This is a genomic window from Sphingomonas faeni, assembly GCF_023195535.1.
GTDB lineage: Bacteria > Pseudomonadota > Alphaproteobacteria > Sphingomonadales > Sphingomonadaceae > Sphingomonas > Sphingomonas faeni_B.
This window is the reverse complement of the sequence record NZ_JALPNF010000004.1, coordinates 255,822-275,776: the sequence shown is the minus strand read 5'-3', so window position 1 is coordinate 275,776 and position 19,955 is coordinate 255,822. Positions and strand designations below refer to the sequence as shown.

Below are 19,955 nucleotides of genomic sequence, written 5' to 3'. Positions count from 1 at the left end.
CTCGTGATCGAAAACCATCCGTACCGCCCGCTCGCGGACTTCGGGCGCAAACTTGTTCGTCGTCTTGCTCGTCATGGCTCCACCTTCTCAGGAGTTGGAGCCTCCGACAAACCCGGCGCGGTTCAAACACACCGAACTCGACCGCAGCAGCGCGCCCTGTTCGGAAGTCGCCGAGACGACCAGGCCTTTGGTGATTCCCGACTTGCTCGACCACCCTTTCTACAAGACGAGCCAACTCGCGCTGTCGGGCACGAGATTCTATGCTGGAGCGCCGCTGACGACCCGCGATGGCTTCGGCCTGGGCTCGTTGTGCGTGACTGGGACCGAACCCCGCACCGTGACTGCCGACGAGATGGCCGCCTTGCGCGACCTCGCGGCCATGACGATGTCGCAGATCGAGCTGCAACATGCCTTTGGGCGAATCGACCCGATCAGCGGATTGCCGAACCGTCGGCAATTTCTCGACGATCTGGACGATCTTACGCGCGACCACGGCGGGGAGCGCCGCCTGCTGGTGATGCTCGACCTCGCCCGGACCGATCAGATCGACAACATGACCCGGGTCCTTGGCTCCGAGCACGTCGTCGATATGGTCAAGGTCGCAGCGCTTCAATTGCGCGATGCGCTAGCCGAAAATCGTCGCGCTTATCATGTCGCCGCAACGCAGTTCGTGTTCTTCGCCGAGCCCGACGTCGAAGACGACGCCTACGTCGCCCTGCTGACGGAAAAAGTCGAGCAGTGCAGCAGGACATCGACTTTGCGGTTTTCGACCACCGGCGCAGTCGGCGTCGTGCCGATCATTCTCGGCATGGTCGAACCGACCGACGTGCTGCGGTTCGCACATGGTGCGGCGCAAGATGCGCGAACGCTCGAAACGACCGTGTCGTTCTTCTCCTCGGCCAACGACACGGTCCACCGCCGCCGCTACGATCTGCTGCGGGACTTCGAGGCTGCGCTGGCGACCGACGATCAGTTAAGACTGGTCTACCAGCCCCGCGTCAATTTAACGTGTCGCCGGTGCCTGGGCGCAGAAGTCCTGTTGCGCTGGAACCATCCGATCCTGGGTGAAGTGTCGCCTGCGGAGTTCATTCCGCTGATCGAGCAGACCTCGCATGCCAAGCCCCTGACACAATGGGTCGTCGACCGGGCACTGGAGCAACTTGGCGGCTGGATTACCGACGGTTTTACCGGCAATCTGTCGATCAACCTTTCCGCAAACAATCTCGAGGAACCGGATTTCGCCGCGCGGATCCAATTGCTGCTGCTGAAACATCGGATCCGCGCCGACCGGATCGAGCTCGAGGTCACCGAGAGCGCGATCATGCGGAACGTAGCGCAGGCGCGCGAGCAACTCGCCGCGCTACGGGCCGCCGGAGTCCGGCTCGCGATCGATGATTTCGGCACCGGCTACAGCAGTCTCGCCTATCTCCAGCAACTGCCGGTCGATGTCGTCAAGATCGACCAGAGCTTCATGCGCGACCTTGATTCGACCCTCAACGGCGGCGACGAGCAGACGCTCGTCCGGACGATGATCCGGTTGTCGCACGAGCTTGGCTACCGGGTCGTCGCGGAGGGCGTCGAGACCGAAGGCGTCGCAGCCTGCTTGTCGACGATGGAGTGCGACGAGGCCCAGGGGTTCCTGTTCGCCCGACCGATGCCCGCGGCGCAATTCCTGGAATGGTTCATGGCGCATCCGGGCGACGCCGCAAGCACGCCGCGCGCCGCCGCATGATTCCGGCGACCGACTCCAGCGCCTGAGTCCGCCACCTGTTCAGCCCGACGCCGCGAACGGCCTGCCTGATCAGGCGGCGATGACGTCGGCGATGAAAAGATAGCCCTTGCCACGTACCGTCCGGATGATCTCGGTCCGATCGAAGGCGGCAAGTTTGCGCCGTAAACGGCTGATGTTGACGTCGATCGTCCGATCTTTGGACGAGGTATCGGCGCGTCCCGACAATGCGATCATGTCCTCGCGCGTGTGAACCGCGTGCGGATGCGTGACGAAAGCATCCATCATCTGGAACTCCCCCTCGGTCAACGACACGATCTCGCCGCCGGGCGCCTGCAGCGATCGCATGCGGCAATTGAGCGTCCAGCCGGCAAACCGGTACGTCGTATTGTAACGCGCGGCTTCCCCTGGCTCGGCGATGATCCCCACGTCCGTACCCGTGGCTGTGGTCCGATTGCGACGCCGCAATACCGACCTGATGCGGGCGAGGATCTCACGCGGGGTGGATGGCTTCGTGACATAATCGTCCGCGCCCATCTCCAGCGCGACCACGCGGTCGACCTCGCTCGACAGGGCCGACAACATGATGACGCCAGGGGGATCGGCGAACTGGGCAAGTCCGCGCAACACGGAAAGACCATCCTCGCCGGGCATCATCATGTCGAGTATCACGAGATCGCAGGGCCGTTGAACCAGCCTTGCCCTTAACGCCGCACCGCTCGACACCGCCTCCACGCCGAGACCGTTATCGACGAGAAACTCGGTCAGAAGCTCGCGCAGACCGGGGTCGTCATCGACGATGATGATCCGCGCGGCGTGATACGCCGTGTCCTCCGCGGAATCGTGTGTCGCATCATCCCGCCACTCGGCGATGAGCGGCGGGCGCGAGATCGCAGGTTCGTAATGCTGGGAAACGTTCATCGCCGGCGACTTTCGGGGAGAGGGAGACGGTGAGCCATGCCGTCCCAACTGCACCCGGTGTTTGTCCGGGATGTTTCCCGATGTGACGCCCCCTGCCCCACCGTGACACATAGGCTAGTAACGGCCTCTCTAACCTACGTTTCTCGCAACGAGAGGATGCGAGGCGACGTACTTTGGCGCATGCAGAAACATCGCGAACACACGCGCGCGCTAGGATCGCCACATGATGCCGAATCCCGTCCCCGAATCGTTCAATGCGGCTACCGACGGCGCGTCGCCGAAACCGACGCTGCTGATAGTCGACGACGACCACATGATCCGCACGCTGCTAGCGCAGAGCCTCGGCATGCACGGCTATCACGTCGAAACCGCGACGAGTGCACAGGAGATGGACGGCGTGCTGGCGCGCCAGTCTGTGTCGCTGATCCTGCTCGACGTCATGATGCCGGGCGAGGATGGCCTGTCGGTCTGCCGCCGCCTCGCGCGCGCTGCCGGGCCGCCGGTGGTGATGCTGAGCGCCCTCGGTGAGGAACCCGACCGGATCCTGGGGCTCGAGATCGGTGCCAGCCACTATCTTACCAAGCCGTGCAGTCCGCGTGAGATCCTCGCCACCGTCCGCGCAGCCTTACGTGCGCGTGAGATGCAGGATGCCAGCGAAGGGCGGGCTTATGGTTTTCTCGGTTGGCGGGTCGATTTCGCCGCGCATGAACTGTTCGACGCCGACAACACGCTCATCGACCTGACCGATGGCGAGTTTGCCGTGCTGCGTGCGTTCGTCGAGCGCCCCCGACGCGTCCTGGCACGCGATGCGTTGCTGGAGGCGGCGCGCGGGCCCGATACCGACGCCTTCGATCGTGCGATCGACGTCCAGGTCAGCCGTCTTCGACGCAAACTCCGCTCGCGCGGCGACGACATCATCAGGACGATCCGCAACGAGGGGTATTTCTTCGTCCCACGCGTGGTGCGGCTATGACCGGGGCGTCCCACCCGATCGGCAGGGACACCGGCAGGGACGATGCGCGCGCGCGCAATCTGCAACGATCCTGGCCGTTGTTCCTGCGGATCTTCGCGCTCATGTTGATCACCGTATTGCTGGTGCAGGTGCTGAACTTCGCCACGCTGCTGCTGATGCCGCCGCCGACGCCGATTATTTTCACGACCACCCGTATCGCGGCGTTCGCGCGCACCGGGGTGGATCCCGCCAAGTTGCTGAAGACCCAAATCTCGACGCGCCGACCGGACCCGACCGACAGCCCGCGCGACCGCCGGATCGGCGCGGTGATCGCCAGCGATCTGGGCCTGCCCACGTCCGCGGTCGTCGTCGAGGCCGAGCGGTCTGGAAGCCCGATGTTCGCAGGCGCGCTCCGGCCGCCGATACCGATGGGACCGTCGATGGAACCGCGTCGCCATCACAATTTCGCCGCCCTGGAGAACGCGCTGTTCGGCCCGTTCATCGTCTCCATCGACCTCGGCGGCGGTCGATGGCGGGTGATCCGCCCGACCAGTGCCGTGATGGGACCGTGGCGGATCCGCATCATCCTGTGGTTTCTGGTGGCGCTGGCGGTGGTCGCGCCGATCGCGTGGGCGCTGGCGCGGCGGGTGGTCAAGCCGATCGGTCAGTTCACCGCTGCGGTCGAACGGCTCGGCCGCGATCCGCGGGCAGAACCCCTGACGCTCACCGGTCCGCCCGAGATCGCCGAGGCGGCGGTTGCCTTCAACGTGATGCAGGAACGACTCAATCGCTATGTCGAGGATCGGACGACGTTGATCGCCGCGGTCGCGCACGACCTGCGGACACCGCTGATGCGGCTGTCGTTGCGGCTCGAAAAGGCACCGGAAGATATCCGAATCGCCACCGAGGAAGACATCCAGGAGATGAGCCACCGGATCGGCGCGGCGATGGCCTTCGTGCGCGATATGACCCGCCATGTCCGCCGCCAGCGTCTGGATCTGCGGTCGCTCGCGGAGAGCGTTACCGACGAGTTCGCAGACCGCGGCGACGACGTCGTGCTTCAGTCCGGCGGCCCCCTGACGATCGAAGGCGACGCGCCCTCGTTGAAGGCGTTGATCGGCAATCTGATAGGCAATGCGGTCAAATATGCCGGTCATGCCGAGATGCTGCTGTACCGCGACCGCGACATGGTCGTGATCGAGGTGCAGGATCGCGGCCCGGGCATGAAGCCCGACGATCTGGTCCGCGCGTTCGAACCCTTCTTCCGTGCCGAACAATCCCGCAACCGCGATACCGGCGGGATCGGGCTGGGTCTCGCAAGCGTCCGTGCCGTCGCGCGCGCGCATGGCGGCGACGCGACGATCGAGGCGCGCGCCGAAGGCGGTCTGCGCGCCCGTATCACGCTGCCCGGCTGACCGGCCCTATCCTTTTCAACATCCAGGAACCGCCATGCGACGCGTCATCACGATCGGGCTTGCCGCTGCACTGGCAGGGTGTGCCACCGGCCTCCCCCGCCCCGGCGGTCCGCCCGAACGCGGTCGGGGCCAATTGTTCATCAGCCCGATGGGCGAACCGTTTCGTACGATCCTTCGCCCCGGAGCAGCGCGAAACCTGTGGTTTGCAGGTGCAGATACCGACGGTGACGGGCGGATCACGCTGGTCGAATTCCAGCATGACGCACTGCGTTTCTTCTCCACACTCGATCGCCGCAGGGATGGCGAAATCGATCCGGACGACATCGCTTCCTATGAAAACGTGCTCGTCCCGGAAATCCGCGTCGTCGGCGGCCGCCATAGATCCGATGGGAGCAGGCCGGGTGACGACGGCACTGCCGGCAATACTGCCCTTGGCGGGCCGGCCATGCGCTTCGGGAATGGCGGCGCCAGCAAGACCGCGGGGCCGCGCGAACGCCTGGGCGCGGCGCGTTACGGGTTCTTCGACTTCCCCGAGCCGGTCGTAGCGGCCGATCGCAACGGTAACCGCGGCATCGACGCGGGTGAGTTCACCACCACCGCGACGCTCCGGTTCGCGGCCCTCGACCGCAACCAGGATGGTGCGCTCACCCGTGGCGAGTTGCCCCAGGCGGGAGCCGAGACATGGCGCAACGGATCCGACGCGCCCGCCGCGCCGATCGGGCCCTGATCCCGAAACGGCGCGAGGCTAAATACTATCCCCGAAGTCCCGTCGCTTCCCTCTGGTGGCGACGGAGTTTTAGCCGAGCAGCCCGGAGACGATCCAGCGGCGACTTACGGCGGATTTTACGATCGCGACACCGCACCGACGACACGCAGACCGCTGAATCGCATCGCTCGGCGCATCCCGGTGACGCGACCGCGGCACATGGCGTCCGGTCGAGCATTCCGGCGATGGTACCAACAGGCGCTGCATGACATTTCCCTCCGAGTTTTCGGGCTAGGCATGCGCGCCGATCCTGTCCGCAGTGTTTCAAGTACGTATCAACGCATTGCCGGTCAGACGCGACGGGCGAGACCGTTTGCGCGAGGACGTGATGCGCCCAACGCTATCGACCGGAGATATCCAGGCGCTGGCCCGCGAAATCTTCCGCTGCAACCCGGTCGATCTGGCGCTCGATGCCGCGCGTGAGATCGCGCGGGATCGTCACCGCGAAACCGCGGGCGATCAGTCCCTCGACTGCCCAGCGAACGCAATAGTCCGCCGCGACACCGATCACCGTGACCTCGCTGACGCCCTTCGCGGTGAGTCCGGCAAAGAACTCGTCACGCAAGATGGACGGCTGTCCCGCCTCGCGCGCGCCCTCGATCGCGAGGGCCGGTTCGGCCCACATGTCGAACACCCCCTTCTCGATCCGCCACGCCGGGATCGCCGGCTCGATCAGTGCCACGTCGAGCATGTTGCGCCACCCTTGCGTACCCTTAACGCAGTGGATCGGGAACATCTTCGCCTCGGGCGACGTCGGATAGGTCTCGACGAAATGCGTGTCGAAGGTGAACAGGACGCCCGCGGTTTCGCCGGGCTTCAGCGCCGCGAGCCACGCCTGCATCGGCGCGACCAGAGCCGCCGCTCCCGCCACGCTCAGCGCGCCCTGCTCCGCCATGAAATCCCACTGCGTATCCACCACGACCACGAACCGCGCCATCGCCCGTCTCCTTTGCCCGCTGCTTGACACACTCGCGTCTTCTCGGACACCCGCCGCCTAACGCAACGCAGGAGCCCACGCGCATGGCCGTGACCGATATCGCCACCCGGACGTATAATCACAATTTCCGGCTCGATCCGATCGTGCGCAGCCTGCTCGACACCGATTTCTACAAGCTGTTGATGTTGCAGATGATCCGGCAGGTCTATCCGGACGTGACCGCGACCTTCGCGCTGATCAACCGGACGAAGACCGTGCGGCTGGCGGAAATCGTCGACGAGGCCGAACTGCGCGCGCAACTCGATCACGCGCGGACGCTCAGGTTTGCGAAGAAGGAGCTGATCTGGCTCGCGGGCAACAGCTTCTACGGGAAGCAGAAGATGTTCGGGCCGGAGTTTCTGGGCTGGCTCGCCGAGTTCCAGCTACCGGCATACGATCTGCGCAAAGTCGACGGCCAGTACGAGCTGCATTTCGAGGGCCCTTGGTCGCACACGACGATGTGGGAAATCCCAGCGCTGACGATCATCAACGAACTGAAATCGCGCGCAGCCCTGCGCGATCGCGGGCGGTTCGCGCTCGACATCGTCTATGCGCGCGCCAAGGCCAAGCTGTGGGAGAAGGTCGAGCGGTTGCGCGAACTGCCCGACCTCGTGCTGTCGGACTTCGGCACGCGGCGGCGGCACGGCTTTCTTTGGCAGCGCTGGTGCGTCGAGGCGTTGAAGGAAGGGCTCGGCGACCGGTTCATCGGCACGTCGAACGTACTGCTGGCGATGGATGCGGATCTGGAGGCGATCGGCACGAACGCGCACGAACTGCCGATGGTCACCGCCGCGCTGGCCGACAGCGACGCGGAGCTGGCCGAGGCGCCCTACCGCGTGCTCGAGCATTGGCGACAGCATTATAACGGCAACCTGCTGATCGCGCTGCCCGACGCGTTCGGAACGACCGCGTTCCTGCGCAACGCGCCGCACTGGCTGGCGGAATGGACCGGTTTCCGCCCCGACAGCGCGCCGCCGATCGCGGGTGGGGAGCAGATCATCCGCTGGTGGGAGGAACAGGGGGTCGATCCGAAGACCAAGCTGCTGATCTTTTCCGACGGCATGGACATCGACACGATCGAGCAGGTTTACGGGCATTTCCACGGCCGGGTGCGCATGAGCTTCGGCTGGGGGACCAACCTGACCAACGACTTCCGCGGCTGCGATCCGGACGGGGCGACTGCGCTGGAGCCGATCTCGCTGGTCTGCAAGGTGATAGCGGCCAACGGGCGCCCGGCGGTGAAGCTGTCGGACAATCCCGCCAAGGCGACGGGCGAACCGACGGAGATCGCTCGCTATCTACGCGTGTTCGGCGAAGCGGATCGCGCGGCCGCGCCGGTTCTGGTCTAACCCTCGAACGTGGCATTCGTGCAACAGAACCGACATATTTCGCAATAAAGTTGTCGCATAGACCGATATCACCTTGCTTCGTTACGTCCAAGCCGTGATCCGTATACAAAATAAATAGAGCGGATGCCGGACGGATACACGAACAGGGGGACAGGTTCATGCGCGCGTTCAAGACGTTTTCCTATGCAAGCGCCGGGGGGTTGGCGCTGGCAACGATGCTGGCGGCGACGGCGGCCCAAGCCCAGACCGTGACCACGCCAGCCACGCAAGCGGCGCCGGTAGCCGACGATGAGACCGGCGGCGATATCGTCGTGACCGGGTCGCGCATCCGTCGCAGTCCGCTCGATCAACCGTCGCCGGTCATCACGGTCGATGCGGAATCGATCCAGCGGACCGGGCTGTCGTCGGTCGCCGACGTGCTCCAGCGGTTGCCGAGCGCGGCGGGCGGGTTGAACTCGAAGGTCAACAATTCTGGGAACATCGGCAATCCGCCCGACGGCGGTGGCGTCGGTGCAGGGTCGGCGGAGATCGACCTGCGCTACCTCACCGCCAAACGGACGCTGGTGCTGGTCGACGGCCTGCGCTTCGTCAACGGCGCCTCGGCGAGCGGTATCCCCTCGACGGTCGATCTCAACACGATCCAGGTCGGCTCGATCGAGCGGATCGAGATCCTCCAGTCGGGCCAGTCGCCGCTCTATGGCTCGGACGCGCTGGCCGGCGTCGTCAACATCATCACCAAGTCGCAGCAAAAGGGGCTGAAGGCGTCGGCGCAGTTCGGTACGTTCCGGCAGGGCGACGGCCATACGCAGGACTATAATGTCAGCTACGGGATCCAGGCGCCGCGGACGAGCGTGGTGTTCGGCGGCAGCTATGTGAAGCAGGAGGCGGTGCGCACCGGCGACCGCGCGATCTCGCAATTCCCCAACCCCGGCCAGACGAGCTGCACCGATCCGATCGGCGGCTGTTCGAGCGCGACGGTGAACGGCTATGTGCAACTCACCGGCGCCGCGCTGACGCTCAAATCCGCGCCGATCCTTGGCCGACCGCGCTACGATGCGGCGAACCCCACGGGCGCGAACAGCGACTTCCGCCTGCTCACCGCGTCGGACCGGTTCAACTTCGCGCCGTTCAACTATTTCCTGACACCGTCGGAGCGGTACGGCTTCTTCGTCAGCGCCAAGCAGGAGCTGACCGACAGCGTAAACCTGCGCGTGAAGATGAACTACACGCGGCGCAATTCGCAAAACCAGGCGGCATTCCTGCCGCTGTTCGTCGGGCCGGACGCCGGCAACGGCAATCTGCTCGACACGATCTCGATCGATGCGACCAACCCGTTCAACCCGTTCGGCTACACATTGTCGGCGGGCGGCGCGGGTAACGCGCCGGCGAACTATTCGACGGTGCGGCGTCGTCTCGTCGAGGCGGGGCAGCGGACCTATTCGCAGACCGTCGACACGATGTCGGCGACCGCGACCCTCGACGGCTCGTTCACCGTCGGCAGCCGTAAATTCTACTGGGACGCCAATGCGGTGCTCGGCTTCAACGATGCCAAGCAGCTGTTCACCGGCAACATCAATGCGGCGCTTCTGCAACAGGCGCTGGGCCCGGTCGCGAACTGCACCGGGGCGTGCGTCCCGTTCAACATCTTCGGCGGCGCGGGCTCCGTTACCCCGCAGATGCTCGCCTATATCGCGTTCGACGAGCGCGCGCGTAGTTCGCAGAGCCTGGAGGATTACACCGCCAATATATCGGGCGACCTGTTCGACCTCCCCGCTGGGCCGGTCGGCATCGCCGCGGGCTATGAGCACCGCGTCCAATATGGCAGCTTTACGCCCGATCCTCTGATCACCGCGGGTCTCGGTGCGGACATCCCGGCGCAGCCCGCACGCGGCAATTTCAATTCGGACGAAGTCTATGCCGAGTTGCGCGTACCGCTGATCCACGACACGCCGCTGATCCATTCGCTCGAAGTCGGCGGCGCGGTGCGGCATTCGAACTATTCGACCAGCGGCAGCAACACGACCTACACCGGCAGCGGGTTGTGGAAGCCGGTCAGCGACCTGCTGTTCAGGGCGTCCTATGCGCAGGGCTTCCGTGCGCCGAGCATCGGCGAGCTGTTCGGGGCGGAATCCCGCTCGGACGCACCGATCGACGATCCCTGCACCAACGTCGCCGGGTCGCCGTACCAGACGTCCGCCACGGTGCGTGCGAACTGCACTGCAAACGGCGTGCCGGCAAACGGGAGTTACCAGGAGCCGAATGGCGGCCAGCTCGGCGTGCTGACGGGCGGCAACACCGCGTTGAAGCCGGAAACCTCGCGGACCTGGCTGTTCGGCGGCGTCTATGCTCCGAACTGGGCCAGGAACAGCGGCTTTGCGAGCCAGCTGAGCATCGAGGGCAATTATTACGACATCAAGGTGACCGACGCGATCGCACCCGTCGCGGCGCAGCTGACGTTGAGCCGCTGTGCGGAATCGGGCGATGCGCTGAGCTGTGCGGCGATCACGCGGACCTCGAACGGGCTGATCTCGCGGATCAATGCGCAGTTGCAGAATATCGGCGGGATCCGCACCCGCGGTGTCGACGTGACGATGGTGTACCGCTCGCCGCGCACCTCGGCGGGGACGTTCGGGCTGTCGCTCAACGGCAATATCCTGCTGAAATATGCCGAGACCTTCCCGGCGGCGACGGGCTTCACCACCACCGACTATCGCGGCACGACCCGCGGCTTTCCGGATCAATCCTATCCCAAGCTCAAGGGAAACGGGGTGATCGACTGGGATATCGGCGCAGCGCGCGCGTCGTTTACCGGCCGCTATATCGACAGCGTGAAGGAAGCCGATGGCAAAAAGCTCAAGAGCACCTTCTACGGCGACGTTCAGGTCACGCTGGCACCGGGTTGGCTGCAGAACCGGCTGGGGCTGACGATCGGCGTGAACAACGTGTTCAACCAGGACCCGCCGGCCTGCTTCAGCTGCACCGGGCCGAACTACGATCCGACCACGTATGACGTGCCGGGGCAGTTCGGCTATATCCGTCTGTCGTGGGGCCTTTGATCTGAGCGGAACTTAGCGGCGACAGCGTCCTAAACGATCCTCCCCCGCCGGGGGGAGGTGGCTGGCTCTTGCCAGACAGAGGCGGAGGAGAGAGGAACCTCTGTTCCGTATCCTCCCCCTCCGTCACCTTCGGTGCCACCTCTCCCTGGCGGGGGAGGATCGTTGGGTTCTCCTCAGTCCTCGACGAGTTTCATGAACCGGCGCTCGACCGGAGCAAGCACCGGGCCCAGCTCGTGCCCGCGCTTCACCACAGCGCCACCTTCCCCAATCAAGGCCCACATGCCCTGCTTGTTACGCAACGACGGGCGTTTTTCGATCCTGAATTCAGGCCGTTCGGCAGCACGGCGGAAGGCGGCGAAGACTGCGGCATCCTTGCCGAGATCGATCGCATAGTCGCGCCAATGGCCAGCCGCGACCATCCGGCCATAGAGGTCGAGGATCCGATTGAGTTCGAGGCGTTCGAAGCCGACCTGCGTCGCCTTGGACGGTATCGGAAAGGGTACGACGCCCATCAGTTAGCCACCATCATGCGCGGTCGCGCTGGTCCTCTGGATGATCTTCGGCGAGCAACGCGTCGAGACGCTTGCGCATCGTCTCCAACTCGCAGCGCATGAGCTCCATCTTCTGCGTGGCAGGGTCGAATGCTTCGCTGCAAGGCGTACCGTAAGGCACGAATCGCGGGAGCTCGGGCGCGTTGCCGCCCTCGATGGTGGTCGCGCGCGCGGGAATGCCGACGACCGTGGTCCCTGCCGGCACGTCGCGCGTGACGACCGCGTTGGCGCCGACGCGTGAGCGCTTGCCGAGCGTGATCGGCCCTAGCACCTGCGCGCCCGAGCCGATGATCGCGCCATCGGAAATGGTCGGGTGGCGCTTGCCCTGCACGCCGTTGTCGGGGCTGGTGCCGCCGAGCGTGACGCACTGGTAGATCGTGACGTCGTCGCCGATCTCGGCGGTCTCGCCGATCACCACGAAACCGTGGTCGATGAAGAAGTTACGACCGATCGTCGCGCCGGGATGGATGTCGATCGCGGTCGTGAAGCGCGACCAGTGGTTGACGCAGCGCGCAAGGAAATAGAGCTTCGCCTTGTACAGCCGGTGCGCGATGCGGTGATAGCCGAGCGCCCAGACGCCGGGATACAGCATGATTTCGGCGCGCGAATGCGGGGCGGGATCGCGGGCGCGGATCGAATCCAGATAGGCCAGTAATCCGCTCGACATCCGCAGTCCCCTTCGCGATTTCCGTATCTAGGGTATCGAACGGCCGATTTCCAGAACCGGGCCCGCGAGCAGTGTCAGCCCCCATCAGCCTATCGGGACCGGGGTAAAGCCTATCTTTGTTGTAGGATAAGACTGCACGCTGCAGTCTGGGCGCGATATTGAGGGGATGCCGATGTTCGACCTGACGACCTTGAGCTTCGAGACGCTCCTGCCCTTTATCCTGGTGGGGTTCGCCGCGCAGGTCGTCGACGGTGCGCTGGGGATGGCGTTTGGCGTGATCTCGAACACGCTGTTGCTGTGGGTCGGCGTGCCGCCGGCTGCGGCGTCGGCGGGGGTGCATACCGTCGAGACGTTCACGACCGCGGTCTCGGGGATCAGCCATGTGCTGCACAAGAACGTCAACTGGACGCTGTTCCTGCGGCTGATGATCCCCGGCGTAATTGGCGGCGTGCTGGGCGCGTATGTGCTGTCGAACATCGATGCTAGCACCGCCAAGCCGTTCATCCTCGCCTACCTGACGTCGATCGGCGTGTATCTGCTGTATCGCGGGCTTCGTTATCCGCCCAAGCAGAAGGAGCCGAAGATCGTCGAGCCGCTCGGGCTGGTCGGCGGGTTTCTCGATGCGGCGGGCGGTGGCGGCTGGGGGCCGGTGGTGACGTCGAACCTGCTGGTGCAGGGCGCAGCGCCAAGGACCACGATCGGGACGGTGAATACCGCGGAGTTCTTCCTGACCGCGACGATCTCGGCGACGTTCGTCACGCAGCTCGGCTGGGCGGCGTTTACGCAGGCCACGATGGGGCTGCTGATCGGCGGGGTGCTGGCGGCGCCGTTCGGGGCGCTGCTGGCGAAGCGCGTGCCGGCGAAGACGTTGATGGTGATGGTCGGCGTGATCCTGACGATCACGAGTTTGTTCGGGCTGTACCGCGCGATCTGGCACTGACGGCTCTGGAAATCCTCCCCCGCCAGGGGGAGGATATCTCAGGTCAAAGCGTGGCGTGGACCGTCGCGACCGCCGCCATCACCGCGCCGATCCGCACCGACGTCTGGATCGCCTCGGCCGTAACGCCCGCCTTCTTCAGGATCTGCTCGTGGCTGTCGATGCACATGCCGCAGCCGTTCATCGCCGATACCGCGAGGCTGAACAGCTCGAAATCGACCTTGTCGATGCCGGGCTGGCCGATCACGTTCATGCGCAGCTTGGCCGGCATGTTGCGGTATTCCTGGTTCCCGGCGAGGTGCGTGAAGCGGTAATAGACGTTGTTCATCGCCATCACTGCTGCCGCCGCACGCGCCGCATTGGCAGCCTCGGGCGAGAGTTTCGGCGCGCATTCGGCTTCGGCGGCCTCGACCAGCGGCTTGTAGCCCGAGCCGTGCGCGCAGGTCAGCAGCAGGCCGTATTTGCGCTGGTCGGTCAGATGCGTCTCGTTGAGAAGCGAGCCGACGTTGAGGCGGATGTCCTTGGCGTAATCGGGCAGCGTGCCCGCGAATTCCTTGAGCGACATAAATGGGTTCCAGTCCAGAAATGCGTCACCCCAGCGAAAGCCGGGGTCTCCCCGCTACGAAGAGACCCCAGCTTTCGCTGGGGTGACGGAAGAAAATGGGGTGACGGAAGAAAATGGGAGCGGGCGTTCAAGCCCGCTCCCGATAGATCAAGCAGCCAGCTGGAGGACGTCGTCGCCCTTGTTCCAGTTGCACGGGCAGAGCTCGTCGGTCTGCAGCGCGTCGAGTACGCGGAGCGTCTCGGCGGGGTTGCGGCCGACGTTCAGGCCGTTGACCTGAACCGCCTGGATGACGTTGTCGGGGTCGATGATGAAGGTCGCACGGAACGCGACATGCTCGTTCTTGTCGACGATGCCGAGTGCGTCGGCGAGCTTCGCGCCGTTATCCGCCAGCCATGGAAAGTCCGCTGCGGCGAGATCCGCGTCCGACTTGCGCCAGGCGAGGTGGACGTGCGCGGTGTCGGTCGACGCACCGATCAGCACGGCGTCGCGGTCTTCGAAATCGCCTCGGATGTCGCTGTAGCCGACGATCTCGGTCGGGCAGACGAAGGTGAAATCCTTCGGCCAGTAAAACAGCACCTTCCACTTGCCAGGATAGGCGATCGTCAGGTCAAGCGTCTCGCCGGCGGGCAGTGCGGCAACGCCCTGCTGGACGGGAATGGTCATCGATGGGAACTGGTCGCCGATGGTCAACATGATGGAAGCCTCCTGGAAATAAACTTGGCTCCAGGCATCCTCAAGCGTGGCGGTTGTCCCGCTCGGTCGTTGTGCAATGCGGTATATGGGGGCTGGTGTAATCGATCCAACGCTCTATTTATCATCTGATGATCGATAGAGGCGATTAATGGCTGCGACCTACCTACCCACATTGAAACAGTTGCAATATCTGGTTGCGCTGAAGGACCACGGCCATTTCGGACGCGCCGCGGAGGCGTGTTTCGTAACGCAATCGACGCTGTCGGCGGGTCTGCGCGAGCTCGAAACGCTGATCGGCGTGGTGCTGGTCGAGCGGACGCGCCGCGTCGTGCGGTTCACACCGCTGGGCGACGGGATCGCCGACAAGGCGCGGCGGGTGCTGCGCGAGGCGGAGGAGCTGGGCGACATGGCGCGCGCCGCCGGCCAGCCGCTGTCGGGCGACATGCGGATGAGCGTCATCCCGACGATCGCGCCGTTCATGCTGCCCCGCATCCTGCCGCGGCTCCGGAAGGATTATCCAGACCTGAAGCTGTTCCTGCGCGAGGAGCCAAGCGGCCCCGCCTGCGAAGGGTTGCACAATGGCCGGACCGACTGCGTGCTGCTCGCCCTCCCCTATGCCTGCGGGGAGGTGACGTCCGAGACGTTGTTCGAGGACCGGCTGTTCGTCGCGTATCCGTCGGGCGAGGAGCCTACTGCGCTGCCCGCGATCCCGGCGTCGGCGATCGACGAGACGCGGCTGCTGCTGCTCGAGGATGGGCATTGCCTCAAGGATCACGCGCTTGGTGCATGCAACCGGCCGGAATTGCGCGCGGAGGCGACGATGCTCGGCACGTCGCTGCATACGATCGTGCAGATGGTCGACAACGGGCTTGGCATCACGATGCTGCCCGAAATGGCGCTCAAGGCCGGTATCCTGGACAACACCAACATCACGGCTCGCCCGCTCGACGAGATCAACGCGGTGCGGAAGATCGCCTTGGTCTGGCGGCGGGCGAGCCCGCGCGAGAAGGACTTCCGGTTGATGGCGAAGGCGCTGGCCGACGTTCAGTAACCGGCTCGGCTCGCCGTGAGATTGGCACGGATGCGCAACTAACTCGGCGTTCGATCGTATGTTTCGCTAGTTCCCGCTGGAGACCCGATGATGTCGAAGACGCTTCCGCTACTGCTGATCACGAGTGCGCTGGCGCTCGCTGCGTGCAGCGGCAAATCGAAGGACGACGTGGCCAGTCCGTCGACCAATCCCGCGCTGGCGGTCCCGAACGGCCCGCCCGCGGTTGCCAATCCGACCGTCGGCGGCGTGCCGATGATGGCCACGCGGACGATCGTCGACAACGCATCCGCCGCCCCCAATCTGTCGACGTTGGTCGCTGCGGTGAAGGCCGCCGATCTGGTCGGCACGCTCTCGGGTCCGGGTCCGTTCACGGTGTTCGCGCCGACCAACGACGCGTTCGGGCGGCTCGCACCGGGCATGGTCGATACGTTGCTGAAGCCCGAGAACAAAGCCTCGCTCATCAAGGTTCTGACCTATCATGTCGTGCCAGGCGCGATCACCGCCGACGACCTGCGGCAGCGCATCGCGGCGGGTGGTGGAACGGCGACGTTGACCACGGTCGAGGGCGATCCGATCACTGCGACACTGGTCGGCGCGGTCATCACGCTGACCGACGTCAACGGCAACAAGAGCTATATCGAGACCGCAGATGTGCGCCAGTCGAATGGCGTCGTGCATGTCGTCAACGGCGTAATCGTGCCGAAACTGAGCTGATCGGCACGACTGCCGGGATCGGTTCGTCGCATCGATGGCGCGGCTGGTCCGCCAAAACATTGAAGACGGGCCGATCCCATACCTATTTTTTTCGTTCGAGTTTCGATCGTCCCATCAATTATATTTGGAGTCGCACATGACTGTTAAGACGAATCTTTTGATTGCCGCCGCATCGAGCATGATCCTTGCCGCTGGTGCGACCGCACAGACGACGACGCCTGCGGCGCCCGCGGCGCCCGCGGCTCCGGCGCAGACGGCGCCCGCCACCACCGCTACGCCACAGGCAGCACCTGCGACTGCAGCCCCGGCTGCACCGACCGCCGCGCCGACGACGACGATCGCAGCCGCGCTGCCGACGCTGCCCAATCGTGCCACGCTGACCAAGCTAGTCACAGCCGCCAAGCTGCAGACCACGCTCGCAGGTCCCGGGCCGTTCACCGTGTTCGCCCCGAGCGATGAAGCGTTTACCCGCCTGCCGCCCGGCGCGCTCGACACGCTTCTGAAGCCCGAATCAGCACCCACGCTCGCGACGATCCTCAAGTATCACGTGGTCGCCGGTGCGGTGACGTCGGACCAGCTGAAGGCGCAGATCACCGCCGGCGGTGGCAAGGCTACGCTGACGACGCTCGCTGGCCAGCCGCTGATCGCGTCGATCGGCCCTAACGGCAACATCGAGTTGACCGACACCGCCGGGATCAAGTCGTACGTCGATACGGCCGACATCAGGGAAACGAACGGTGTCGTCCACCTGACCAACGGCATGAGCGTTCCGAAGCTCGGCTAACGGAATTACGGGCCGCGAACTCCCCAGGGAGCGCGGCCCGTTTCTTGTTTCCCTGCGAAGGCGGGGACCCCGTCTGGGCTCCCGCCTTCGCGGGAGAGCAAACTCTGAATTAGCTCGTCGACTTGTCCCACCGAGCAGCAGCGGCATGATCGCCATTGCGCGCTTCGACCCAGCTAGCCGTCACGCCCCGCGTCTCACGCTTCCAGAACGGCGCATCTGTCTTTAACCGATCGATCAAATACGCGCAGGCCTCCAGCGCCGCGCCGCGGTGCGCCGCCGTCGCCGCGACGAACACGATCCGCTCCCCCGGCTGCATGGGCCCCACCCGGTGGACGATGATCGCCGCGCTCAGCCCCCAGCGTTCGATCGCGCCCTCGGCAACCTTCAGCAACGCCGCTTCGGTAGCCCCAGGGTAATGTTCGAGTTCGAGCGTACCCACGCCATCGTCCGCGCGGACCAGCCCGGTAAAGGTCGCCACCGCCCCGGCCCCTGCCGCTTCGGCGCGCGTCATCTCGGCTGCGATATCGATCGGCGACTGCTGGACGGAGATATGGATCATCCGCCGGTCACCGGTGGGAAGATCGCGATCTCCTGCGCCCGACCGATCGGCGTATCCAGCGGCACGAACTCTTGATCGACCGCCGCGCGCAGCCGCGAGCGGTTCTCGAACGCTTCGGCGTGCCCGGAACTCGTTTCCGCCAGCCAGTCGACCAGATCCGCCACCGTCACCACGCTCTCGGGCGGCTCGACCGATTCCTCGCCCGTGCCGATGCGCTCGCGCACCCAGGCGAAATACACCATCCGTATCTGCGTCATCGTCAGTCCATGTGCTTCAGGCCGACGCGGAGATAGTCCCACCCGGTCAACACGGTGAGGACGGCCGCGCCCCACAAGGCGACGATGCCGACAGTATGCACCCATACCGTCTCGGGCACCGCGCCGCCGAGGATGATCCCGCCGAGCGACACGAGTTGCAGCGTCGTCTTCCACTTCGCCAGCTGCGAAACGGGGACCGAAACCTGGACCTGCGCCAGGAATTCTCGCAACCCCGACACCGCGATCTCGCGTAGCAGGATCACCAGCGCGGCGATCACGTGGACACCGGGAATATCGCGCGTCCCGACCAAAATCAGGATCACCGCGGCGACCATGATCTTGTCGGCGATCGGATCGAGGAAGATCCCCAATCGCGACACCGCGCCGCTCGACCGCGCGAGATAGCCGTCGAAATAATCGGTGATGCCCATCAGGCAGTACAGCACGAAGGCGATGCCGTAACCCGCCTCCCAATCAGGCCACCACAGGAACCAGACCAGCAGGGGCACCGCGACGATCCGCGACAATGTCAGGAGGTTAGGCAAGCTCAGCACCCACCACCTCTATACCGGTCGGCCGCGCGGCGAAACCGGTTTAAACGTTGGCGTGAGCAAGGCACTGGGCTAAGGGTTTGGCGTATTTTCGCAACGATCTGGGCGATTTCTCGCATGCTCAATGCCCTTGGGTTGCTGAAGCAACGTCGCTTCCTGCCCCTGTTCACCACGCAGTTTCTCGGCGCGTTCAACGATAATCTGTTTAAGACCTCGATGGTCCTGTTCGCCACCTATGCGGTCTTCAACGACCCGAAGATGGAGGCGAACTTCAACGCGCTGGCGACGGGACTCGGCATCCTGCCGTTCTTCCTGCTGTCCGCGCTCGCCGGGCAATTGGCGGACAGCCACGACAAGGCGCGGATCATCCGGATCGTGAAGACCGTCGAGATCGGCATCATGATCCTCGGTGCGACCGGACTGATGGTCGCGCGCTTCGGACATCCGTCGCTGGGGATCGGGCTGATGCTCGGGGCGGTGCTGTGCCTGGGCGTCCACTCGACGTTCTTCGGCCCGATCAAATATGCGATCCTGCCGCAGCATCTGAAGCCCTGCGATGTGCTCGGCGGCACCGGGCTGGTCGAGGCGGGGACGTATCTCGCGATCCTGCTCGGCACCGTGACGGCGGGCTGGATCCCGATCGAGGGCGCCGCCGCCGGCGTCTTGATCGTGGCGCTGGTCGGCTGGTTCGCGGGCCGCCAGGTGCCTCCCGCTCCGCGCGAAGGGCCGCCGCTGAAGCTCGACTACAACCCGTTCACGGCATCGTGGCGCTTGATCAGCGCGACGCTGCACATCCCCCGGCTGTTTCTCGCGATCGTCGCGATCAGCTTCTTCTGGACGATCGGCGCGGTGCTGATCATCGTCTTCCCGCCCTTGGTGAAGAACGTGCTGACCGCCGACGAGCGAGTCGCCAGCTTCGTGATCGCGGTGTTCTCGGTCGGCGTCGCGATCGGCTCGGTGGTGATCAACTCGATGCTGCGCGGGCGCATCTCGGCGAAGTTCTCCCCCGCCTCGGTGATCGCGATGGGTGGCTTCGTCGTGCTGTTCTCGTTCCTCGCGCGGGCCTGGACGCCGGCGCCGGCGGGGCAGTATTACGACTGGGCCGGGTTCATTCATCAGCCTGGCGCGATCCCCGTGCTCGCGACGTTGCTGGCGATCGCGATCACCGGCGGGATGTTCGTGGTGCCGCTCTATGCGTTCCTGACGACGACTGTGGAGAAGGACCAGACCGCACGCACCGTGGCCGCGAACAACGTCGTCAATTCGGGTGCGATGACGATCGGTTCGATCCTGGTGATCGGGATCACGGCGATGGGCGTGACGCCAGAGGACATGCTGTTCCTGGTCGCGGCTATGTGCCTAGTCTCGGCTTGGCTGGCGCAGAAGCTGCACCGCGCGTGTGACGACGATGCCGTCGGGTGTTTGCCGACGTTGAGGGGGTAGCGACCGAACGATCCTCCCC

20 protein-coding genes are annotated in these 19,955 nt (G+C 64.9%); 11 read left to right on the top strand and 9 right to left on the bottom strand.

The features are described 5' to 3' along the window. Positions 1-73 precede the first annotated feature (73 nt). Complete coding sequence (locus SPHN_RS11100; RefSeq protein WP_248523314.1) at positions 74-1,732, top strand: sensor domain-containing phosphodiesterase; 1,659 nt, start codon at positions 74-76, stop codon at positions 1,730-1,732. Between the two features lie 69 nt (positions 1,733-1,801). On the opposite strand, the gene SPHN_RS11095 is transcribed toward SPHN_RS11100, so the two are convergent. Further along, positions 1,802-2,650 carry a response regulator gene (locus SPHN_RS11095; protein WP_248523286.1) on the bottom strand — a complete coding sequence of 283 codons (849 nt, stop codon included), beginning with the start codon at positions 2,648-2,650 and terminating at the stop codon, positions 1,802-1,804. A gap of 223 nt (positions 2,651-2,873) precedes the next feature. On the opposite strand from SPHN_RS11095, the gene SPHN_RS11090 reads away from it, so the two are divergent. Genes SPHN_RS11090 through SPHN_RS11080 form a run of 3 tightly spaced genes read left to right on the top strand, consistent with a single transcriptional unit; the run spans position 2,874 to position 5,744 of the window. After that, a complete protein-coding gene (locus tag SPHN_RS11090; protein WP_248523284.1) occupies positions 2,874-3,623 on the top strand; it encodes a response regulator in 750 nt (249 codons plus the stop codon). Continuing rightward, a complete protein-coding gene (locus SPHN_RS11085; RefSeq protein WP_248523282.1) occupies positions 3,620-5,017 on the top strand; it encodes a sensor histidine kinase in 1,398 nt (465 codons plus the stop codon). Before SPHN_RS11090 ends, SPHN_RS11085 begins: the two co-directional genes overlap by 4 nt. Before the next feature lie 34 nt (positions 5,018-5,051). Next, complete coding sequence (locus SPHN_RS11080) at positions 5,052-5,744, top strand: EF-hand domain-containing protein (RefSeq protein ID WP_248523281.1); 693 nt, start codon at positions 5,052-5,054, stop codon at positions 5,742-5,744. Positions 5,745-6,123: 379 nt separating this feature from the next. On the opposite strand, the gene SPHN_RS11075 is transcribed toward SPHN_RS11080, so the two are convergent. After that, positions 6,124-6,720 carry a cysteine hydrolase family protein gene (locus SPHN_RS11075; RefSeq protein ID WP_248523279.1) on the bottom strand — a complete coding sequence of 199 codons (597 nt, stop codon included), beginning with the start codon at positions 6,718-6,720 and terminating at the stop codon, positions 6,124-6,126. An 83-nt stretch (positions 6,721-6,803) separates the two neighbouring features. Here SPHN_RS11075 and pncB point away from each other — a divergent pair, with 83 nt between their 5' ends. Both pncB and SPHN_RS11065 read left to right on the top strand, forming a co-directional pair. Beyond that, positions 6,804-8,108, top strand: coding sequence for a nicotinate phosphoribosyltransferase (gene pncB, locus SPHN_RS11070; RefSeq protein WP_248523277.1), 1,305 nt, complete (start codon positions 6,804-6,806; stop codon positions 8,106-8,108). Positions 8,109-8,266: 158 nt separating this feature from the next. After that, positions 8,267-11,164, top strand: a complete 2,898-nt coding sequence (locus SPHN_RS11065; RefSeq protein WP_248523275.1) for a TonB-dependent receptor domain-containing protein — start codon at positions 8,267-8,269, stop codon at positions 11,162-11,164. A gap of 173 nt (positions 11,165-11,337) precedes the next feature. Here the strand turns inward: SPHN_RS11065 and SPHN_RS11060 are convergent, their stop codons facing one another. Beyond that, entirely contained in the window at positions 11,338-11,676 is a 339-nt protein-coding gene (locus tag SPHN_RS11060) for a DUF2794 domain-containing protein (RefSeq protein ID WP_132738950.1), read from the bottom strand. A 13-nt stretch (positions 11,677-11,689) separates the two neighbouring features. After that, positions 11,690-12,382 carry a serine O-acetyltransferase EpsC gene (gene epsC, locus SPHN_RS11055; RefSeq protein WP_248523273.1) on the bottom strand — a complete coding sequence of 231 codons (693 nt, stop codon included), beginning with the start codon at positions 12,380-12,382 and terminating at the stop codon, positions 11,690-11,692. A 172-nt stretch (positions 12,383-12,554) separates the two neighbouring features. Here epsC and SPHN_RS11050 point away from each other — a divergent pair, with 172 nt between their 5' ends. After that, on the top strand, positions 12,555-13,322 hold the full coding sequence (locus tag SPHN_RS11050) for a sulfite exporter TauE/SafE family protein (protein WP_432715080.1): 768 nt from the start codon (positions 12,555-12,557) through the stop codon (positions 13,320-13,322). A gap of 43 nt (positions 13,323-13,365) precedes the next feature. Here the strand turns inward: SPHN_RS11050 and SPHN_RS11045 are convergent, their stop codons facing one another. Both SPHN_RS11045 and SPHN_RS11040 read right to left on the bottom strand, forming a co-directional pair. Then, positions 13,366-13,884 (bottom strand): carboxymuconolactone decarboxylase family protein, encoded by a 519-nt coding sequence (locus SPHN_RS11045; RefSeq protein WP_056057750.1) that lies wholly within the window; start codon positions 13,882-13,884, stop codon positions 13,366-13,368. A gap of 147 nt (positions 13,885-14,031) precedes the next feature. Next, positions 14,032-14,577, bottom strand: coding sequence for a peroxiredoxin (locus SPHN_RS11040; protein WP_248523269.1), 546 nt, complete (start codon positions 14,575-14,577; stop codon positions 14,032-14,034). A 148-nt stretch (positions 14,578-14,725) separates the two neighbouring features. Between SPHN_RS11040 and SPHN_RS11035 the strand changes: the two genes are divergently transcribed. From SPHN_RS11035 to SPHN_RS11025, 3 genes are all read left to right on the top strand, one after another. After that, complete coding sequence (locus SPHN_RS11035) at positions 14,726-15,628, top strand: hydrogen peroxide-inducible genes activator (protein WP_060526661.1); 903 nt, start codon at positions 14,726-14,728, stop codon at positions 15,626-15,628. 90 nt (positions 15,629-15,718) lie between these two features. Continuing rightward, a complete protein-coding gene (locus tag SPHN_RS11030) occupies positions 15,719-16,342 on the top strand; it encodes a fasciclin domain-containing protein (protein WP_248523267.1) in 624 nt (207 codons plus the stop codon). 136 nt (positions 16,343-16,478) lie between these two features. Then, positions 16,479-17,126, top strand: a complete 648-nt coding sequence (locus SPHN_RS11025) for a fasciclin domain-containing protein (protein ID WP_248523265.1) — start codon at positions 16,479-16,481, stop codon at positions 17,124-17,126. Positions 17,127-17,235: 109 nt separating this feature from the next. On the opposite strand, the gene SPHN_RS11020 is transcribed toward SPHN_RS11025, so the two are convergent. The 3 genes from SPHN_RS11020 to pgsA are packed head-to-tail and all read right to left on the bottom strand — an operon-like array spanning position 17,236 to position 18,496. After that, a complete protein-coding gene (locus tag SPHN_RS11020; protein ID WP_248523263.1) occupies positions 17,236-17,685 on the bottom strand; it encodes a molybdenum cofactor biosynthesis protein MoaE in 450 nt (149 codons plus the stop codon). Then, complete coding sequence (moaD, locus tag SPHN_RS11015; RefSeq protein ID WP_248523261.1) at positions 17,682-17,942, bottom strand: molybdopterin converting factor subunit 1; 261 nt, start codon at positions 17,940-17,942, stop codon at positions 17,682-17,684. Before moaD ends, SPHN_RS11020 begins: the two co-directional genes overlap by 4 nt. Positions 17,943-17,944: 2 nt before the next feature. Next, positions 17,945-18,496, bottom strand: a complete 552-nt coding sequence (gene pgsA, locus SPHN_RS11010; protein WP_248523259.1) for a CDP-diacylglycerol--glycerol-3-phosphate 3-phosphatidyltransferase — start codon at positions 18,494-18,496, stop codon at positions 17,945-17,947. A gap of 114 nt (positions 18,497-18,610) precedes the next feature. Between pgsA and SPHN_RS11005 the strand changes: the two genes are divergently transcribed. After that, complete coding sequence (locus SPHN_RS11005; protein ID WP_248523258.1) at positions 18,611-19,936, top strand: MFS transporter; 1,326 nt, start codon at positions 18,611-18,613, stop codon at positions 19,934-19,936. Positions 19,937-19,955: the final 19 nt, after the last annotated feature.